The 18,051-nt window shown below is 61.5% G+C and carries 18 protein-coding genes; 14 read left to right on the forward strand and 4 right to left on the reverse strand.

Annotation, left to right across the window (positions count from 1 at the left end):
- Nucleotides 1-94: 94 nt before the first annotated feature.
- Nucleotides 95-751, reverse strand: coding sequence for a PAS domain-containing protein (locus tag JI748_RS04990; RefSeq protein WP_201635641.1), 657 nt, complete (start codon nt 749-751; stop codon nt 95-97).
- Between the two features lie 179 nt (nt 752-930).
- Between JI748_RS04990 and JI748_RS04995 the strand changes: the two genes are divergently transcribed.
- Nucleotides 931-1,671 carry a rhomboid family intramembrane serine protease gene (locus JI748_RS04995; protein WP_201635643.1) on the forward strand — a complete coding sequence of 247 codons (741 nt, stop codon included), beginning with the start codon at nt 931-933 and terminating at the stop codon, nt 1,669-1,671.
- On the opposite strand, the gene hisI is transcribed toward JI748_RS04995, so the two are convergent.
- Together hisI and folE are read right to left on the reverse strand one after the other, a co-directional pair.
- Nucleotides 1,659-2,111 carry a phosphoribosyl-AMP cyclohydrolase gene (gene hisI, locus JI748_RS05000; protein WP_201635645.1) on the reverse strand — a complete coding sequence of 151 codons (453 nt, stop codon included), beginning with the start codon at nt 2,109-2,111 and terminating at the stop codon, nt 1,659-1,661. The two genes, JI748_RS04995 and hisI, sit on opposite strands and share 13 nt — an antisense overlap.
- Nucleotides 2,112-2,118: 7 nt before the next feature.
- Nucleotides 2,119-2,736 carry a GTP cyclohydrolase I FolE gene (gene folE / locus JI748_RS05005; protein ID WP_201635647.1) on the reverse strand — a complete coding sequence of 206 codons (618 nt, stop codon included), beginning with the start codon at nt 2,734-2,736 and terminating at the stop codon, nt 2,119-2,121.
- A gap of 149 nt (nt 2,737-2,885) precedes the next feature.
- Between folE and JI748_RS05010 the strand changes: the two genes are divergently transcribed.
- The 7 genes from JI748_RS05010 (at nt 2,886) to JI748_RS05040 (ending at nt 8,873) form a co-directional block, all read left to right on the forward strand.
- Nucleotides 2,886-3,338 carry an iron-sulfur cluster assembly scaffold protein gene (locus tag JI748_RS05010; protein WP_201635649.1) on the forward strand — a complete coding sequence of 151 codons (453 nt, stop codon included), beginning with the start codon at nt 2,886-2,888 and terminating at the stop codon, nt 3,336-3,338.
- The gene (gene yidD, locus JI748_RS05015) at nt 3,338-3,649 is read left to right on the forward strand and encodes a membrane protein insertion efficiency factor YidD (protein ID WP_201635651.1); all 312 of its coding nucleotides are present in this window, start codon (nt 3,338-3,340) and stop codon (nt 3,647-3,649) included. The genes JI748_RS05010 and yidD overlap by 1 nt, the downstream gene beginning before the upstream one ends.
- Nucleotides 3,650-3,800: 151 nt before the next feature.
- Nucleotides 3,801-5,768: a threonine--tRNA ligase gene (gene thrS, locus JI748_RS05020; RefSeq protein ID WP_201635653.1), complete on the forward strand. Its 1,968-nt coding sequence runs from the start codon at nt 3,801-3,803 to the stop codon at nt 5,766-5,768.
- Nucleotides 5,768-5,992 (forward strand): hypothetical protein, encoded by a 225-nt coding sequence (locus tag JI748_RS05025; protein ID WP_201635655.1) that lies wholly within the window; start codon nt 5,768-5,770, stop codon nt 5,990-5,992. The genes thrS and JI748_RS05025 overlap by 1 nt, the downstream gene beginning before the upstream one ends.
- Nucleotides 5,993-6,131: 139 nt before the next feature.
- Nucleotides 6,132-6,548 carry an alternative ribosome rescue aminoacyl-tRNA hydrolase ArfB gene (gene arfB, locus JI748_RS05030; RefSeq protein WP_201637051.1) on the forward strand — a complete coding sequence of 139 codons (417 nt, stop codon included), beginning with the start codon at nt 6,132-6,134 and terminating at the stop codon, nt 6,546-6,548.
- A gap of 19 nt (nt 6,549-6,567) precedes the next feature.
- A complete protein-coding gene (locus JI748_RS05035; RefSeq protein WP_201635657.1) occupies nt 6,568-7,989 on the forward strand; it encodes a phosphohexomutase domain-containing protein in 1,422 nt (473 codons plus the stop codon).
- A 134-nt stretch (nt 7,990-8,123) separates the two neighbouring features.
- On the forward strand, nt 8,124-8,873 hold the full coding sequence (locus tag JI748_RS05040; protein ID WP_211200729.1) for a sugar transferase: 750 nt from the start codon (nt 8,124-8,126) through the stop codon (nt 8,871-8,873).
- Here the strand turns inward: JI748_RS05040 and JI748_RS05045 are convergent.
- The gene (locus tag JI748_RS05045; RefSeq protein WP_267911606.1) at nt 8,858-10,975 is read right to left on the reverse strand and encodes a GumC family protein; all 2,118 of its coding nucleotides are present in this window, start codon (nt 10,973-10,975) and stop codon (nt 8,858-8,860) included. The genes JI748_RS05040 and JI748_RS05045 overlap by 16 nt on opposite strands.
- 195 nt (nt 10,976-11,170) lie before the next feature.
- Between JI748_RS05045 and gmd the strand changes: the two genes are divergently transcribed.
- The 6 genes from gmd to JI748_RS05075 all read left to right on the forward strand — a co-directional run bounded on the left by gmd (nt 11,171) and on the right by JI748_RS05075 (nt 17,996).
- Nucleotides 11,171-12,220, forward strand: a complete 1,050-nt coding sequence (gene gmd, locus JI748_RS05050; RefSeq protein WP_201635661.1) for a GDP-mannose 4,6-dehydratase — start codon at nt 11,171-11,173, stop codon at nt 12,218-12,220.
- Complete coding sequence (fcl, locus tag JI748_RS05055; RefSeq protein ID WP_201637053.1) at nt 12,220-13,167, forward strand: GDP-L-fucose synthase; 948 nt, start codon at nt 12,220-12,222, stop codon at nt 13,165-13,167. The genes gmd and fcl overlap by 1 nt, the downstream gene beginning before the upstream one ends.
- Nucleotides 13,164-14,405, forward strand: a complete 1,242-nt coding sequence (locus JI748_RS05060) for a WcaI family glycosyltransferase (protein ID WP_201635663.1) — start codon at nt 13,164-13,166, stop codon at nt 14,403-14,405. The genes fcl and JI748_RS05060 overlap by 4 nt, the downstream gene beginning before the upstream one ends.
- Nucleotides 14,402-15,715: a lipopolysaccharide biosynthesis protein gene (locus JI748_RS05065; RefSeq protein WP_201635665.1), complete on the forward strand. Its 1,314-nt coding sequence runs from the start codon at nt 14,402-14,404 to the stop codon at nt 15,713-15,715. Before JI748_RS05060 ends, JI748_RS05065 begins: the two co-directional genes overlap by 4 nt.
- Before the next feature lie 113 nt (nt 15,716-15,828).
- Complete coding sequence (locus JI748_RS05070; RefSeq protein ID WP_201635668.1) at nt 15,829-16,875, forward strand: O-antigen ligase family protein; 1,047 nt, start codon at nt 15,829-15,831, stop codon at nt 16,873-16,875.
- Nucleotides 16,872-17,996 carry a glycosyltransferase family 4 protein gene (locus JI748_RS05075; protein ID WP_201635670.1) on the forward strand — a complete coding sequence of 375 codons (1,125 nt, stop codon included), beginning with the start codon at nt 16,872-16,874 and terminating at the stop codon, nt 17,994-17,996. The genes JI748_RS05070 and JI748_RS05075 overlap by 4 nt, the downstream gene beginning before the upstream one ends.
- The last annotated feature ends 55 nt before the right edge of the window (nt 17,997-18,051 follow it).

The following is an 18,051-nucleotide window of genomic DNA, read 5'->3' on the forward strand; positions in this document are numbered from 1 at the left end:
CCCTGCAAAAACTTACAGTGACGTTACAGGGTTTTGGTTAACGGATGGTGAGAGCGGGCCATGCAGCACGCCGCGAAAGGCGAGCGCAAAAGTTTTAGTTTCGGCCACCATCAATGACCGCGAGATGGGCGTATCGGCGGGCCGAGCGGCCGAAGACGGTGGTCGGAAGCGCCATTGGTGCGCCGCCGCCATGGGCGAAGGCGACGTCGTTGACGACGCTGGAAACAACTTCGCGCACATTGTCTTCGGCTGCGATCTCGTCCGGCCAGATCAGCCGGAGCCCGGTGATGCGCTGCTCAATCACGGGCTGGACGCCCAACCAATAGGGTTCGTCGAGCGCCGACATGGAGCCCAGGACGCGGGTATGGGTCGAGCCATTGTGCCGTAGCGGCATCAGGATGGTCTCGAAGCTGACCTTGGTGTGGAGGGCAGTGGTGCCCTGGAAGGTCACGAGCGCGACAGCATGATCTTCGGTCACGGCGCGGATCAGCGTCTCGATGGCATCACTGTCGCGATCATGCCAGAGCGCGGAAAAGGAGCGGCCTTTGAGCTCGCGGCAATAGGCGGTGCAAAGGTGCGACCCTGCCAGACGGAAGCTGAACTTGTCGGCGTCGTCGAGCTCGAGGATAAAGGTGTTCGCAAGCGCTTCACGAATGCGGGTCGGGTCGATATCGCGGCGATCGGGCGCGCTGCGGGAACCCCGAATCGTGTTCCAATAGGTGTAGAGCGTCTTGGTGCTCGGCATCTGCATGGGTAAGTCCGCTTTTGGTGATCCGGAGACCTCCCCCTGAGGTCAGCCCGCGACGCAGCGACAATCGCAAAAGGCGGGACGGAAAGCCCGCTTAAAGAATAGTTAAGGTTAACGCCTGTGGCGATTTGTGGACAAGTTAACGCCAAGGCCCGCAGCGCCGCCGTTTGAGGACATGACGCATGAGTGAAGAAGCGCAAACGCCGACGCCCCCGCAGCCTCCGGCGCATGAGCCGGTGTTTCTCTTGCCTGCGGCGGTCACCGGCCTTGCGGGGCTGATGGTGTTGATTCACCTGGCATCAACCTTGGTTCTTAACGAAGAGGGGCTGATCGAGCTGCTCTACTGGTTCGCATTTCAGCCCTATCGCTTCGTGCTGGCGGGGGAGGACATCAGCTATGCCCTGCCGCTGATCTGGTCGCCGGTGACGCATGCGCTTCTGCATGGCGGATGGGATCACCTGCTAATCAACGTCGCCTGGCTCGTGATCTTTGCAACGCCGCTGACCCGCCGCTACGGGGCAGGGCCGATGCTGGCGATCTTTGCGGTGTCGTCGATCGCGGGGGCAGGCTTTTTTGCGGTCACGACGCTTTATGACGGTGTCTACCTGATCGGCGCCTCGGGCGGGGTCGCGGGGCTGACCGGGGCGGCGATCCGCTTCATCTTCCAGCCGGTGGTCGTGGCCCGCAATCCCGAGACCGGACAGCCGGTGGTGCTGGGGCGGCGGCTTGCCAGCATCCGGGAAGTGTTCGCTCATCCCTCGTCGCGCTGGTTTGCGCTGATCTGGCTGTTGCTCAACGCGGCGGTGCCGTTGATCCCGATGATTACGGGTGCGGCTATCAATGTAGCATGGCAGGCGCATCTTGGCGGCTTTGCCGCGGGCTTTTTCCTGGTGCCGATCTTCGAGCGGCGTCAGGAACCGTAGACGGCTTTGGGATCAAAGAGCCGCGGCAGGCCGGTGTCTTTGAGCCTGGCTTCGCCCTCGTCGACGGTGACGCGGCGGTAAAAGCAGCTCTTGCGGCCGGTGTGGCAGGCGGCGCCGCGGCCAGTCTGGCGCACGGTCATCACCAGGCAGTCCTGGTCGCAATCGGTGCGGAGCTCGACCACTTCCTGCAGCTCGCCGGAGGTTTCGCCCTTTTTCCAGATCGACTGGCGGGAGCGCGACCAGTAGTGCGCAATGCCGGTCTCGAGCGTCAGCGACAGGGTTTCGCTATTCATATGCGCGACCATCAGCACGTCATTGCTGCCGGCTTCGACGGTGACCACGGTGATGAGGCCGTTCGCATCGAAGCGCGGGGCGAAGGCGGTGCCTTCTTCGAGCGCCGCGTGGTCGAGCGATTTGGGATCGGTGAAGGCGATGGTCATGGAAGCGTCAGCGCACCATGGCGAAGAAGCGGTCCTGCTCGACGCGGTCTTCGGCGAAGACGCCGGTGAAGCGGTGGGTCACGGTCTTGACGTCGTGGGCGCGCACGCCGCGCATGGTCATGCACATATGCTCGGCTTCGAGCATGACGGCAGCGCCGCGCGGCCCGAGGTTTTCGTTGATGGCGTCGATGATCTGCGCGGTCATGGTTTCCTGCGTCTGGAGGCGCCGGGCATAGACTTCGACGAGGCGCGCGAGCTTGGAGAGGCCGACGACGCCGTCGTGCGGCAGGTAGGCAATGTGGGCCTTACCGAAGAAAGGCACCATGTGGTGCTCGCAATGGGCGTAGAACGGAATGGCTTTGACGAGGACGAGGTCGTCGTAGCCGCCGACCTCCTTGAAGGTCTTGGAGAGGACGTCCTTGGCGCTGAGATCGTAGCCGGCAAAGAGTTCGCCATAGGCCTTGGTGACGCGGGCAGGGGTATCAAGAAGGCCCTCGCGGCGCGGATCATCGCCGGCCCAGGCGATCAGAGTGCGCACGGCGGCCTCGGCCTCTTCGCGGGTCGGGCGGGGGGCAGGATCGTTGGCGGGGGTCATCGGTTTTGGGGCGTTCACTCGGGCGTCCATTCGGTCAAGCTCCTTGCCTGCAACCGGTCCTCACTACGCGACGAATGGCGCGCTGGATCTTCGACGGGGTCTTACCCCTGACAGCAGAAACGAGAGCTCCTATATATGAGCGGAGCAGTTGCGGAACAAGAAACAGAATTGTCGGCGCCATGGAGCTAAGCGATCTCTATTCCGAAAAGATCCTGGATTTGGCGGGAAATGCCCCCCAGCCGGGGCGCCTTGCAGGGCCGGACGCGAGTGCGCGCAAGGTCAGCCGGGTCTGCGGTTCGCTGATCGAGGTCGATGTGGTCGTTCGCAACGGGATCATCACCGCCTATGGGCATGACGTGTCCGCCTGTGCGCTGGGGCAGACCTCGGCGGCGATCGTGGCGCAGCAGATCGTCGGAACGCCGGTCGCCGACTTCGTCGAGGTTCGCGATGCCATGCAGGCCATGCTCAAGGGCAAGGGTGTGCCGCCGACGGGCAGGTGGGATGATCTAAAATATCTCGAGCCGGTGCGGCACTATCCCAACCGGCACATGTCGACCATGCTCGTCTTCGATGCCGTGGTTGCCGCGCTGGAAAAGATCGAGTCGCAGCAGGCAGTTGCGGCGGCGGGCTGATGCAAAGAGTCATCGATTTCTTCTGGCGTGCGGTCGACCTGCCGTTCAAGGCCGTCGCCGTCATGTTGATCACGGGCTATCGCTACTCGCTGTCTATGTTCATGGGGCGCACCTGCCGGCACGCGCCGAGCTGCTCGGAATTCACGCGCGACGCCATCTGGCAGTTTGGTTTTTGGCCTGGCGGCTGGATGGGACTGGCACGTGTCGTGCGCTGCCGGCCGGGTGGCACGCATGGCTATGATCCGGTGCCGGATGCTTTGCCGGACACGGGTAAGTGGTGGCGGCCCTGGGGATATGGGCGGTGGGCTTAGTGCCACGACCTCGTGGTTCGAGGCTGCGCTGACGCTCCGCACCTCACCATGAGGTCTACTCTTACGCCCGCATGGCTTCGGGCTGGCATGGATTGTAAATCATGCTATTCAAGCCGCCTCATAGCTCTTTAGCTTTTCTGGAGTTTCCAAAATGTCGATCAAGGTGACGTTCCCCGATGGTGCTGCTCGCGACTATTCGCGCGGCACTACCGGCACCGAGATCGTGGAGGGAATCTCGAAGTCGCTGGCCAAGAAGACGGTGGCGATGAAGTGGAACGGCGTCCTGTCCGATCTTTCGGACGCGCTTGACGCTGACGGCAAGATCGAGTTCGTGACGCGCGACAGCGGCTCCAAGGATGTGCTGGAGCTGATCCGGCACGATGCCGCTCACGTCTTGGCCGAAGCGGTGCAGGAGCTTTGGCCCGATACGCAGGTGACGATCGGTCCGGTGATCGACAACGGCTTTTACTACGACTTCTACCGTCCGGCCGGGCCGTTCACGGAAGACGAGCTTCGCACCATCGAAAAGAAGATGAGCGAAATCGTCGATCGCGGTGCGGCCTTTACCAAGGAAGTCTGGAGCCGCGATCAAGCCAAGGACTTCTTCCGGGCCAAGGGCGAGGACTTCAAGGTGGAACTGGTTGACGCCATTCCAGCCGACCAGTCGCTCAAGATGTATAAGCAGGGCCAGTGGATCGACCTTTGCCGCGGCCCGCATATGCGCAGCGTCAAGGATGTCGGCCAGGCCTTCAAGCTGACCAAGGTTGCCGGCGCCTATTGGCGCGGTGACAGCAATCGCGAAGTGCTGAGCCGCATCTACGGCACGGCTTTCCCGAGCAAGGAAGAGCTCGACGCCCATCTTCACATGATGGAAGAGGCCGAAAAGCGCGACCACCGCAAGCTGGGCCGGGAGATGGACCTCTTCCACATGCAGGAAGAGGCGCCGGGCCAGGTGTTCTGGCACCCCAAGGGCTGGAGCATCTATGTGGCGCTGCAGGACTATATGCGCCGCAAGCAACGCCAGGACGGCTATGTAGAGGTCAATACACCGCAGGTCGTCAGCCGCAAGCTTTGGGAAGCGTCCGGGCACTGGGACAATTACCAGGAGAATATGTTCATCGTCGAAGTGGACGAGGAACATGCCAAGACCAAGACGGTGAACGCGCTCAAGCCCATGAACTGCCCCTGCCATGTGCAGGTGTTCAACCATGGCCTCAAATCCTACCGCGATCTGCCGCTGCGCATGGCAGAATTTGGCTCCTGCAACCGCTACGAGCCATCGGGCGCGTTGCACGGGATCATGCGGGTGCGCGGATTTACCCAGGATGACGCCCACATCTTCTGCACCGAGGAGCAGATCGAGGCCGAAACGAAGAAGTTCATCGATCTCCTGGCCGGCGTCTATGCCGACCTTGGCTTCACCGACTGGCGTATCAAGCTCTCGACGCGTCCGGAAAAGCGCATTGGCTCGGAGGAAAGCTGGGATCGTGCCGAGGCCGCGCTGGGCAATGCCTGCAAGGCCGCAGGGCACGACTTTACGATCTTTCCGGGTGAGGGCGCCTTCTACGGGCCCAAGCTTGAATTCGTTCTGACCGACGCCATCGGTCGCGACTGGCAGTGCGGGACGCTCCAGGTCGATCCCAACCTGCCGGAGCGGCTGGACGCTGAATATGTTGGCGCTGACGGTGCCAAGCACCGGCCCATCATGCTGCACCGCGCCGTCCTGGGCAGTTTCGAGCGGTTCATTGGCATTCTGATCGAAAACAGCTCGGGCAAGTTGCCGATGTGGCTGGCGCCGACGCAGGTGGTTGTCACAACCATCGTTTCGGAAGCGGACGAGTATGCGGAAAAGCTGGTGCGCCAATTGCGCGACGCCGGCATCCGCGCCGAGATCGACACGCGCAACGAGAAGATCAACTACAAGGTGCGCGAGCATTCCGTCGGCAAGGTGCCGCTGATGTTCGTGGTCGGCAAGCGCGAGGCCGAAGAGGGCACCGTGTCGGTGCGCCGTCTCGGCACCGAAGGCCAGCAGGTGCAGCCCTTCATGGACGCGCTGGTGTCGCTGATGGCTGAAGCGACCCCGCCGGATCTTCGCGAAGCGGCCAAGAAGGCCGCCTGATGCCGCAACGTCCGTCCAATCGCGAGATGAAGGCGCTTTATCATCTGGGCGAGGACAATGTCCTTGGCCCGGATGACTTCAAGGATATCGGCGAAAAGACCTTTGCCGGCATGCTGAAGAAGAAGTGGGTGGAAGAGGCCGGCCTGGGCAAGTTCCGGACCACCGAAAAAGGCCGCATCATCCATGATGAGGAAGTGTACTTTACCGGGCGCTGGAAGCGATAGTTGCAACTACCGCTACGGCCCGCAAACGCGATTGTCACCCCGGGCTTGACCCGGGGCCCATCTCCGAATTTCAGGATGGATCCCGGCTCAAGGCCGGGATGACACCGAGTGGCTGGAGATTGTAGTGGCCGATCCGATCATGATTACCCGTACGATCGCCATTGATCCCTCCGAGATCGAAGAAACCTTTGTGCGTAGTTCGGGGCCGGGTGGACAGAATGTCAACAAGGTCGCGAGCGCCGTGCAGTTGCGCTTCGATCTTTGGAACTCGCCGAACATCCCTGAGCCGATGAAGCGGCGGGTGGCGGCGCTGGCGGGTAGCCGCATGACCAAGGAGGGGGTGATCGTCATCACCTCCAACTCGCATCGCGACCAGCCGCTGAACCGCGCCGAAGCGCTGGCTCGCCTGGTGGCCTTGCTCAAGGAAGGGGCTTATCCGCCGAAGCCGCGCATCGCAACGCGGCCGACGCTGGCGTCCAAGCAACGGCGCTTGCTGGGTAAGTCGATCCGCTCGGATGTGAAGCGCCATCGCAGCGGGCCGGTGGGCGAAGACTGATCAAGATACGGGGGCGCCGATGTCGGCTAATAGTTTGAAGTTCGGCACTAGTGGTTTGCGCGGGCTTTCGGTGGAGCTGCAAGGGCAGGCTGCACGGCGATATACGCGTGCATTCATCGATCACTTGCGCCGTCACGATCTGCTTGGCAGCGGCACAGTTTTCATCGGGCGTGACTTCCGTCCATCCAGCCCATCGATCGCTCGCGACTGCGCCATGGCCATTGCCGCAGAAGGCTTGCAGCCGGTCGATTGCGGCACCCTGCCGACTCCGGCTTTGGCGCTGCACGCCATGGCAGCAAGCGGCGCTTCGATCATGGTGACAGGCAGCCATATCCCCGCCGATCGCAACGGGCTCAAGTTCTATCGTCCGGATGGCGAGATCAGCAAAGACGATGAAGCTGGAATTATCCAGATGCTGCGTGACGACGCGGTCCCTGATCATGCCTTCGAAACGCGCGACGAGGCCGATGAAGCGCTGGCGCGGTATGTAAGACGATACGAGGACCTGTTGCCAGAGGGTCAACTGCGTGGGCTCAAGGTCGGGGTCTTCGAACACTCGACGGTCGCTCGGGATCTTCTTGGCCTAGTGCTCCGCTATTTCGGCGCTGAAACCTTGAGCCTCGGTCGCATCGAAGGGTTCGTGCCGGTGGATACCGAAGCTTTTTCGGACGACGTGTTCAATCCCTTGCGGGGGTGGCTTGCGGAGCACAAGCTCGACGCCATCGTTTCGGCAGACGGCGACGGTGACCGTCCGCTCCTGATGGACGGGAGAGGCGCCTTCGTGCGGGGGGATGTGCTGGGTCTCCTCACCGCCCGCTTCCTGGAAGCGCAGACGGTGGTGACCCCTGTGACCTCCAATTCTGGTATCGAGCGCACCGGTTCCTTTGAGCGGGTCGTCCGCACCAGGGTCGGCTCGCCCTATGTGGTCGCCGCCATGTCCGCTCTTGATGACGCTGTCGTTGGTTTCGAAGCAAATGGGGGCACGTTTATCGGCAAGAATGTTGCCGCGCGGGGAGCAGTGTTGTCGGAACTGGCGACACGCGACGCCGTGTTGCCTGTCCTTTGTGTGCTCGGCCTTTCGCAGCGCGAAGGGAAATCTGTCGATGAGGTGGTCGCGGCGCTGCCTTTGCAGCATGCGCTATCGGACCGGTTGCAGAACACGCCAAGCGATCAAAGCGCGGCCTTTCTTCGCCGGCTAGAACAAGACCGCGCCTATGCCGAACAGGTCTTTGCTCTTTACGGCATAGCCAAAATGGCCAGCATCGACGGACTGCAGGTTACGACGACACAAGGCGACATGGTGCACTTCCGCGCCTCCGGCAACGCGCCAGAACTGCGTTGTTACGTCGAAGGTGCGAGTGCGGAGAAAGCAACGGAACTGCTGGCCTGGGGTCTGGCTACTGCCGCACGCGAAGTCTCTTCTACGGCATTCAGTAATTAGTGCCGTCGCCCTAGGCGATCATCAGTAAACTGCGCCGTTGACGCCGCGAGCTGCTCGTACTTAACTCAGTTAAGGAAGTGTTAAGCTTCTGGCCTGCCGGGCTGGAAGGTGGCGCAGATTTGACGGGTATAACTATGACGCTGTTCGACTATGCGCTGTTGGTTCCGCCTGCCGGTCTTGGGCGACGCGAGCTCGACACGCCAGATCAAAGCCACAGCGGATTGCCGCTTCACCCCAATGATGACGTGGTGCTGAGAGCATCCGGTGTCGAGCTTGTTGCCAAGCGGGCAATGGATGTCGTTGGGTCGGCCGCCAGTCTCGTCGTGCTCCTGCCGCTCCTTATTGCAATCACCGCGGCCATCAAGACGACGAGCCGCGGCCCCGTTCTGCTCCGCCAGAAGCGGGAGGGATTGGGTGGCCGGTTGTTCGCGATGTACAAGTTCCGCACGATGTATGATGGCGAGGGCGACATTGCCGGCACGAACCAGGCGACCGGCAGCGACGCGCGCGTGACCACTATCGGCCGGTTGTTGCGCAGGACTAGCATGGACGAGTTGCCGCAATTGTTGAACGTCCTGCTGGGACAGATGTCGCTGGTGGGACCGCGGCCGCATGTTCCCAACATGCTGGCCGGTGGGGTGCCCTATGGGGAACTCGTGCCCGATTATGGGAAGCGCCATGTAGCAAAGCCCGGCATGACCGGCTGGCGCAGGCCAACGGGTTTAGAGGGCCGACGACGGATCGCAACCGCGCCATCGCTCGCGTGCACCACGACCTGGCCTATATCCAGAACTGGAGCCTTGCCCTTGATTGCCGGATCATGGTGCGGACGCTGGTCCGGGAACTTACTTTTGCCAGCGGCAGCTGATTACCCGAGTTCTTGAGAATAGTAGTGCGCGTAGCGGCGGTGCCAGGAAGACGCTGCTACTTCCTGCCGGTTGAGGACCGGCACCAGCACGTTCCGATCATCGATCGCGCCATCCAGCGCCAGGAGGGACCTACGGACGTCCTGCTGGCTGGTCGAGGCCCACTGGACAAGGAAGATCACGGCATCGGCCTTGCGCGCGATGTAAAGGCCATCGACCACCGGACCCAGGGGCGGCGTGTCGAGGATGACCACGTCGAAAGCACGGGCTGCACCGGCAATCAGCTTGTCGAAATTGCGGCTGGTGACCAGTTGATCCGTGGCGCCAGCGGAGCGATGCGATCCGAGCAGCACGAGGAGCTTGGTGTCTTCGTCGGTCACCATGGCACTCTTGAGCGCTGCGCCCGGATCATCGGCCGCGAGTGCATCGATGAGGCCCTGCGCGGGTGCCAGACCAAGATGCTCGTGCAGTCCAGGCCGGCGCAGATCGCAATCGACGAGGAGCGTCTTGCGTCCGGAAAGGGCAAAGGACTGCGCGAGCGCTAACGCCGCCGTTGTCTTGCCCTCGCCGGGAACAGTCGACGTAACGGCAATCACCGGCGCGCGGTTTTGTCCCTCGAAGTTCTTCTTGGTGAGCTGATGGTCGACATTGGTCCGGACTCGGCGAATGGCCTCGGAGAAAGCGGACAACGGAGTTTCGAGGATAAGGTCTGAAACGCTGCCTCGGCTGGGCTGGGTTTTTGCGCGCGGGATGCTCAGCGCCAGGCTGGTTCTGGACAAAGCCGCCAGCTGCTCGTCGGTGGTGATGCCGCCAATGAAGTTCTCGTAGATAAAGGCGACGCCGATCCCAAGGGCCAAGCCCGACAAGGCAGCAAGAATGAGAAATATCCCGGTGTTTGGAAAACTTGGATCAGCGGGGCGCAAAGCCGGGGAAACAACACGGCTATCGGGCAGTTGCAGGGTGGCCTCGGCCTGCAGTTGCTGGGAGCGCGCCTGCAGCTGGTCATACTGCTGACGGGCCAGCTCTGCCCGCTGCTGCAGGTCATAGATCTCGGTCAGCGTGTCCGAGGAGAGAGCTGATGAAAGGATGGCCAGGCGCAAGTTCCGCGATTGGCTGGCCTCATCTGACTGGATTTCCTGCACGAGAGCGCGACGGCCATCGATGAGCGCGGTGGCCCGGGACTGAAGCTCACGATCAAGACTTGAGAGTTGGGCAGTTCGGGCCTCTTCGTCCGAGGGTTCTGTAATTGCAGACAACAAGACCTGACGCTGCGCTTCGAGGCTGGTTAACTCTGGATCAGCCAGGCGGCTGGAGAGTGCTGCGAAGTCTTGTTCGCCTAGCGCCTTTTGCAGTGCCGTCAGCTCCGACGCCTCATCCGCGCGCCGCTCGCCTAGCCGATCAAGCTCGGCTTTGATTCGGGATAGTTCGGCATTGCCGGTTTGATCAATGATGGTTGCCAAGTTCTGGCTGACGTAGCGGTCAAAAGATCCGTCCGAACCGACGACGTCCTGCCGCGCTGTGTCGAGTTGTTCGAGCAGCTTGGTGCGGGCGTCCATGGTGCTCTGGACTTTGGCGGTGAGCTGCGTATCGATATAGGCAGCAGCCACGGCATTGGCCAAGCTGGCCGCCTGGTCAGGGTCCTCCGAAGCAACCGAAATGGACAGGAGGTAGGTCGCGCGATGGCGTTGAACGCTCGTCATTCGCGCAAGCTTGGCGAGGGCTTGTTGCGTGACTTGATCCGGATCGAGGTCAACCGGTTCACGCAGGCGCAGGAAGCTCAGAAATCTGGCAACGAGGCCGGGCTGGTGGTTGAATTCGGGATTGCCGACGAGACCTTCGCGCTCGATCACCGTCAGCAGCACATTATCGGAGCGCGCCAGCAGGACCTCGCCCTCGATCCGCGCGTCCGCGGCCGCCACGCTCCCGGTTGAAGATTGCGGGGCCAAGACGTTCTTATCGGCAGGGTCGACCATGACCAGTGTCGTCGCCGTGTAGATCGGCGTCAGGCTCAACACCACCACCACAGCCGCGGTCAACACGACGATGGACAACACGAGGATCAAGCGGAGCTGACGCTGCACGAAGCCAAATGCTCCACGAAGGTCGATATCGCTACCCATTCCTGCCTGACCTCAAATACTCCCTTCTTGAGTGTCAGCGTTTCTGCGTAGCTTTGCAACGAAAACTAACCGTTCAAAAACAACTCGAGAGCAAACTACGTACGAAAAAATCTCTTGAGACAGAGGACTTGCAGATTACCGCATTTTAGGATGCACTAAACTCCTGATGTACGGATAAATGCGTGGGGGCGCGTTTTGGGGAACAATCGGGTTGCACTAATTACCGGCGCTACGGGTCAAGATGGCGCTTATTTGGCGCAGCTCTTGCTGAACAAAGGCTATACCGTACATGGGGTAAAACGCCGGTCTTCTTCGTTCAACACCGGCCGCATCGAACACATCTACCAGGATCGCCACGAACACAATCAGCAGTTCGTGCTGCACTATGGTGACCTGACCGATACCGCCAACATGATCCGCCTGGTTCAGGAAACGCAGCCTGACGAGGTTTACAACCTGGCCGCCCAGAGCCATGTGCAGGTGAGTTTTGAAACGCCTGAATATACCGCCAATGTAGACGGTATCGGCACGCTCCGTTTGTTGGAGGCGATCCGCATTTTGGGCATGACGGAGAAGTCGCGCTTCTACCAGGCGTCGACGTCGGAGCTGTTCGGGCTCGCCCAAGAGGTGCCGCAGAGGGAAACAACGCCGTTTTATCCGCGCTCGCCCTATGCGGCGGCCAAGCTCTACGCTTATTGGATGACGGTGAACTATCGCGAAGCCTACGGAATGCACGCGTCCAACGGCATCCTGTTCAATCACGAAAGTCCGCTGCGGGGCGAGACCTTCGTGACACGCAAGATCACGCGTGCGGTTGCCGCTATTCATCGAAGGCAGCAGGAAAAACTCTATCTCGGCAATTTGGACGCCAAGCGCGACTGGGGGCATGCTCGCGAATATGTCGAAGGCATGTGGCGCATGCTGCAGCAGGACAAGCCCGACGACTATGTTCTGGCCACTGGCGAGACGACGTCCGTACGCGACTTTGCGCGCTGGGCCTTCGAGGATGTCGGCATTGACCTCGAATGGCGGGGCGAAGGCGCCGAGGAGCAAGGGTTCGATGCTCGGACCGGACGGTGCCTTGTGGAGGTCGATCCGCGTTACTTCCGGCCCACGGAAGTGGACATGATCCTGGGTGATGCCAGCAAAGCGCGCGAGAAGCTTGGGTGGTCACATTCCACCAGTGCCCGGAGCCTTGCCGCGGAAATGGTGCAAGAGGACTTGCGGCTGATGGATGCCGCATGATGTTCCAGCTCGAGGGCAAGCGCATCTGGGTCACCGGCCATCGGGGCATGGTCGGGGGCGCTATCGTTCGGCGGCTGGCTCGTGAAAATAGCGAGATCGTCACCATTGAGAGGTCCGAGCTCGACCTCAGGCGGCAGGACCAGGTGGAAGCGTTTGTGTCTGGCGAGCGGCTCGACGGGGTGATCATCGCTGCCGGTAAGGTGGGCGGCATCCTCGCCAATGATCGCGCACCGGCTGAGTTCTTGTATGACAATCTCCTTATCGAAGCCAATGTCATCGATGCAGCGCATCGGGCTGGCGTCGAGAAGCTGTTGTTCTTGGGTTCTTCCTGCATCTACCCGAAGAACGCCGCGCAGCCGATCAACGAAGACGCTTTGATGACCGGCGCGCTGGAGCCGACCAATGAATGGTACGCTTTGGCCAAGATCGCCGGTGTCAAACTGTGCCAGGCCTACCGCAAGCAGTATGGCTGCGACTTCATCTCCGCGATGCCCACGAATCTTTATGGGCCGGGCGACAATTTCGATCTCGATAGCAGTCACGTGCTGCCGGCCCTCCTCCGCAAGGCGCACATCGCCAAGCAGAACAGGGATGCGGCTCTTACCCTTTGGGGCAGCGGGGCGTCGAGACGAGAGTTCCTGCATGTGGATGATTGTGCCGACGCGCTGGTCTTGCTGCTGAAGAGCTATAGTGTAGCTGAGCCAGTCAATGTCGGATCGGGCGAAGATCTTTCGATCTTGGAACTGGCAAGACTTGTGTCCGAGGTCGTTGGCTACCGTGGTGCGATCGTCCACGATCTTTCCAAACCTGATGGCACACCGCGAAAGCTCCTCGATATCCAGAAGCTGCTGAGTATGGGATGGACGCCCAGCATCACTCTTCGCGAAGGCATAGAAGCGACGTATCGCTGGTTCTGCGACAGCCACCCTGAGGTGCGTGCCGCATGAGGATACTGGTGCATGGGCTCAACTATGCGCCGGAGCAGGTTGGCATTGCCGTTTATACGACTGGCATGGCTGAGGCGCTGGCACGCATGGGTCACGAGGTTCGGGTCGTGTCCGGACAACCTTATTATCCCCAGTGGCGGGTCATGGCTGGGCACAAACCCTGGGCTTTCTCCCGCTGTACAAGTGCGGGCGTAGAGGTTGTGCGCGTACCGCACTACATTCCGCGACGGCCCACAGGCGCCCGCCGCGTGCTGCATCATCTAAGCTTTGCAGTGAGCAGTTTCTGGCCCTTGGCTTGGCACGGTCTCGTCTGGCGGCCGGACGTGGTGATTGCCATTGCGCCATCGTTGATCGGCGCACCGGTGGCGCGGTTGACCGCTGCTTTGGCGGGAGCGCGATCGTGGTTGCACCTTCAGGACTTCGAGCTGGAGGCAGCAGTTGCGACAGGGGTTCTTCGGACGCGTCGCTGGATCAGCCACTTGGCAAGCCGCTTCGAGCAGGGGGTGCTGCGAAGCTTTGACACGGTCAGTACGATCTCGCCGCAGATGTGCAAGAGGCTAATCGCGAAGGGCGTTGCTGCAGAACGGGTGACGGAGTTCCGAAATTGGGCCGATGCGGACGTTCGTCCCTTGTCCTATTTGCCCAAGGTTCGCGCCGAATGGGAAATTTCGACGCCTCACGTGGCGCTTTACTCGGGCAATATCGCGAACAAACAGGGGATCGAGATCGTCGTTGAAGCAGCGCGGCTGCTGCGACATCGCCGTGATTTGACTTTTGTGGTGTGTGGGGAGGGACCCAAGAGGGTAGAAATCGAAGCGCTTGCCGGTGGACTCGAGAATCTCCGGTTTCATGACCTCGTGCGTAAAGAGCGGCTGAACGAACTCCTGGCTTTGGCGAGCGTCCATCTCCTGCCGCAGCGGGCTGAAGCTGCCGATCTGGTCTTGCCCTCCAAGCTCACGAATATGCTGGCGTCTGGCCGCCCGGTGGTGGCCACGGCGGCGGCGGGTACGGGGTTGGCTCATGAGGTCGAAGGATGCGGGCTGGTGACGTCACCCGGCGACGCGGCGGCTTTTGCAGCGGCAATCGAGAGGCTCGTCGATGACCGCGCATTGCATTCCGAAATGTCGGCGGCGGCACGGACCCGGGCCATAACGCGATGGAGCGAGCAAGCCATCCTTGCTGAGTTCGAGACCAGGCTGACCGAGGGCCGACTGGACGCTGCAGAGCTTGTGCGATGACGAGCGCCGTGGCCCGCAGGATCGTGCAGGGGACCGTTGCCAACCTGCTCGGAAAGCTCTGGGTGGTGGGTCTGCAGTTGTTGATGCTGCCGGTGCTGACTTGGTCTTGGGGCGCCGATGGATATGGCTCCTGGCTTATCCTCACCACGATACCGACCTATCTGGCACTCAGCGACGCAGGTCTTGGCACGGTTGCGGCCGTGGACCTCACCCGTAAGGTCGTGAGCGGCGATGGCGAAGGGGCACTTGAGGTGGTGCAGAGCCTTTGGGCGCTGATGACCACGGTGTCGTTCGGCTTAGCGCTTCTGCTCTTGGGCGGAAGCGCTGTGGCAGTGCTTCATGGCTGGTTCGTGGGGTCAGGGCTGAGCCCGGAAGCGCTGCTCGCAACGATCTTCTTCATCACAGCCTACGCGCTCGTCGTTGTGCAGATGCTGGTGCTGAACGTGGTTTATCGGGCAACGAACAAGTACGCGCTTGGAACTCTTCTGATGGACATCGCGACCCCTGTCGAGGGCGTGGTGGTCATGAGTTTCGCCTGGCTGGGGCGGGACATCGCGACTGCGGCGTTCGCGATGCTCACCGTCCGTGCGCTTTTTGCAGGGCTTTACGTCGTGCGGCTCCGGCAAGCCGAACCGTGGTGTGTTCTTGGGTTCCGCCATGCGCGGTGGTCAACGGTTCGCCGGCTGTTCGGACCGTCTGCTGCGGCCTTCTCGCTGGTCGGCGCAAATGCCGTTGTTCTGCAGGGCATGGTCTTGGTGCTTGGCGCCAACGGCGGTCCAGTGGTCGCCGGTGCCTTCGCCGCAAGCCGGATGATCAGCCGCGTTCCCCTGCAGCTCGCCAATCTTCTTAGTCGCGCCAGCGTGCCGGAACTAACCCGGGCGGAGGCGAGCGGTGACTGGGTAACGAGCGGCCGGTTGCTGACCCTAAACGTCGCGTCCGCTCTGGCCCTGTGCTTGCCATCTGCTCTCATGCTGTGTGCCTTTGGACCGCAGCTGCTCCGCTGGATGTCAAACGATGCGCTCGCCGTCGACACCATGGTGTTCGCGTGGCTGGCGGCCAGTGCCGTTGCTGGTGCGCTCTGGACTTCGGCGAGCAGCCGGCTGGTCGCAAGCAATGAACTGGGCCGGTTTTCCTTCTGGTATCTTGCCGCTTGCCTTGCCGCCACAGGATGGGTGCTCTTTAGCGGCACAGCAGATCTCCGGCTTGCCGCCATTGCTCTGCTGGGGGCGGAACTTGTGGGGCTTGCTTCCGTCTCGATAACAGTTTTCGCGCCGCGCTTCGTCGCAGAGCATGAGGGTTTGCCACGTTGAAAGCGGGGAGCGGTCCAGAGTTTCGAATTGCCGGGCTCGTCGGATTTCTCGATGGCCTGTCGCCGCTTGGCTACCTCGTCAGTTCAGATCCATTGGCGGTCCAGATCGTCGCGTTGGGCGCCAAGGTGCTGATCGCCTTGTTGTTCATGTCGCGGGCGAAGGTCAGTTCCACCGCTGTGGCAATTCTTTCGGTTCTGTTGGCAATGACGCTGATCGGCGCCTCTGTCGATGCCGTCAATGGCCAGTTTTCCGGTGTTTCCACGCTGCGTTACCTCGCTTTCAGCCTATCGCTGATGTTGACAATCTGCTTCGTCGCGCCTGAGACCGTGAGAGCCTATTGCCGCTACTTGGTCGCCGTGCCGCTGCTCGTTGCAGCATTCCACGTCGTTCTTGCCCAAGCTGGTGCTTTGCCGAGCAATGGAAGCCGGGTGTTCTATGTCGGAGGAGGGCACCCCAATCTTGGAGGCGAAATATCAGCGGCCGCAGCACTGGCCGCGGCGGTGGCGTTCACGGCCCGTTGGGCGCTGCCGGTCCTCGCGGTATTTTTCTACAGCGCCATGCTGATGCAGGCCCGTGCCGCCCTGATCGTCATTGTCCTGATCGGCGCCGTCGTGGTCGTTCGGGCAATGGTCGAGGGCCTGCCGAAGGGCTGGTTGGCTTTGTTGTTGCTGCAAATGCCGCTGATTGCCGTGATCCTGTTGATCTCCAATTGGGATTTCATGGCAAGTGCGCTCGATGCGGTGTTGCTGATCGATGATCCAAGCCGCGGCGTCGCCTCCGGTGCCACCGGACGTTACGAGCACTGGAAAATGGGCTGGGACCTGTTCTCGCAATCGCCAGTCCTGGGCACCGGTTTATCGGTGTTCGAAACAGGCGAGACCGAGAGTCCGCACAATGCATTTCTGTTCGGGCTCAGCCAGCATGGATTAGCGTCACTGGGCTTTTGGGCGGTCGTCGGGCGTGCGTTCCTGCGCAGCGCGACGCGCGATCCGTATTTCGCCGCGACGGCGCTGAGCTTTGCGGTGCTGCTTACGCTCAACGACCGGTTCATCAACCTCAACCAGTACCCATTCTGCTTTTTCGCACTGATCCTGATTATGGGCGCGAGCGTCTTAAGAGCGCCGGTTAGTGCGGTGCAGACGAGACTGGTGCAGGCATGACGGGTGGGCACGCAGCAGGCGGGTGGGAGCTCCACCTCTGGCAGCCCGAGCTGTCGCCGCATCTTCTGCCGCTTTACCGCGCGCTTCGGAATCGGAGGGAGGTGCAGTCCGCAACCTTCATCTACGATCGGAAGCTGGATGTGGCGCGAGAAAAGCTTGGTTGGAGCGTCGAACTCGAGCCGCAAGACCGGCTGGTTCATCCCCGAAGCGAAAGCCAGGTGGAAGAGCTGGTAGCCGGTTCGCGTGCCGACAGCGTGCATATCTTCGGCGGCATGCACTGGGTGCCCAGCATCGTTCATGGGCTGCGGATGTGCATTAAGCACAAGCGGCGCTTCGGGTTGATGCACGAGCCGCGTGTGCTCGAAGGCTGGAAGGGCAAGCTCCGGCTGGCGCATTCCTGGGCGAGCGAGGGCGACCTGCGCAAACATGCCGGATTCGTTCTCGCCGTGGGAAGGCATGGGCCGGGGTGGTTCTGGCTGACGGGCTTTCGCAGAGATCGCATCTTTGACTTCGCCTATTTCCTGCCCGCGCCGGTTGCGCAGCGGCGGTCTCGGGCGGCCGTGCCCCAGATCGGGTTTGTGGGACGGCTCGAACGCGAAAAAGGCTTTCATCTCTTTCTCAGTGCGACGGAGCACATGAAGACGGTTGCGGATGTGCATGTCTTTGGCGCGGGAACGCTGGCGGCGCTGGCGCGGCAGCGTCTGAATGGACTGGGTGAGTGGGGACATTTTCACGGTCCTGTTCCGATGCGCGAAGTGGCGGGGTGGTTGGAGGAGTTGGACGTGCTGGTTCTGCCCTCCATCACCACAAACGATGGGTGGGGTGCCGTGATCAGCGAGGCTCTCATGGCGGGAACGGCGGTGGTTTGTTCCGATCGCGTTGGCGCCTCGATGTGTATTGCCGAGCCGGGATTGGGCGAGGTCGTTCGCGGCATGTCGCCGCAAGGGCTGGCGGCAGCGATAGACAAGGTTCTGTCGAGCGACCTTGGCGAAGCGTCGCGGCAACGCCGGCGCGATTGGGCCCTGCCGCGGCTAAGCCAGGAGGGCGGCGCAGATTATCTGCTGCGCATACTCGATCATGTCTATAGCGGCGGCAGGCGGCCAGAGAGCTTCGTTGCATGATGGAGCGGGAGACAAGCAGGTGCGCCGCCGAACTAATCGGGCTTTACGATGGCTA

The organism is Devosia rhizoryzae (genome assembly GCF_016698665.1).
GTDB classification, from domain to species: Bacteria; Pseudomonadota; Alphaproteobacteria; order Rhizobiales; family Devosiaceae; genus Devosia; species Devosia rhizoryzae.

Bases quoted from the DNA above. Each gene is read 5' to 3' on its own strand.
- JI748_RS05060 (WP_201635663.1), top strand. From the start codon at position 13,164: ATGAGGATACTGGTGCATGGGCTCAACTATGCGCCGGAGCAGGTTGGC.
- yidD (WP_201635651.1), top strand. From the start codon at position 3,338: ATGCAAAGAGTCATCGATTTCTTCTGGCGTGCGGTCGACCTGCCGTTC.
- fcl (WP_201637053.1), top strand. From the start codon at position 12,220: ATGTTCCAGCTCGAGGGCAAGCGCATCTGGGTCACCGGCCATCGGGGC.
- folE (WP_201635647.1), bottom strand. From the start codon at position 2,736: ATGGACGCCCGAGTGAACGCCCCAAAACCGATGACCCCCGCCAACGAT.
- JI748_RS05025 (WP_201635655.1), top strand. From the start codon at position 5,768: ATGCCGCAACGTCCGTCCAATCGCGAGATGAAGGCGCTTTATCATCTG.
- JI748_RS05075 (WP_201635670.1), top strand. From the start codon at position 16,872: ATGACGGGTGGGCACGCAGCAGGCGGGTGGGAGCTCCACCTCTGGCAG.
- JI748_RS05040 (WP_211200729.1), top strand. From the start codon at position 8,124: ATGACGCTGTTCGACTATGCGCTGTTGGTTCCGCCTGCCGGTCTTGGG.
- JI748_RS05010 (WP_201635649.1), top strand. From the start codon at position 2,886: ATGGAGCTAAGCGATCTCTATTCCGAAAAGATCCTGGATTTGGCGGGA.
- JI748_RS04995 (WP_201635643.1), top strand. From the start codon at position 931: ATGAGTGAAGAAGCGCAAACGCCGACGCCCCCGCAGCCTCCGGCGCAT.
- arfB (WP_201637051.1), top strand. From the start codon at position 6,132: ATGATTACCCGTACGATCGCCATTGATCCCTCCGAGATCGAAGAAACC.
- JI748_RS05045 (WP_267911606.1), bottom strand. From the start codon at position 10,975: ATGGGTAGCGATATCGACCTTCGTGGAGCATTTGGCTTCGTGCAGCGT.
- JI748_RS05065 (WP_201635665.1), top strand. From the start codon at position 14,402: ATGACGAGCGCCGTGGCCCGCAGGATCGTGCAGGGGACCGTTGCCAAC.
- thrS (WP_201635653.1), top strand. From the start codon at position 3,801: ATGTCGATCAAGGTGACGTTCCCCGATGGTGCTGCTCGCGACTATTCG.
- JI748_RS04990 (WP_201635641.1), bottom strand. From the start codon at position 751: ATGCAGATGCCGAGCACCAAGACGCTCTACACCTATTGGAACACGATT.
- JI748_RS05035 (WP_201635657.1), top strand. From the start codon at position 6,568: ATGTCGGCTAATAGTTTGAAGTTCGGCACTAGTGGTTTGCGCGGGCTT.
- hisI (WP_201635645.1), bottom strand. From the start codon at position 2,111: ATGACCATCGCCTTCACCGATCCCAAATCGCTCGACCACGCGGCGCTC.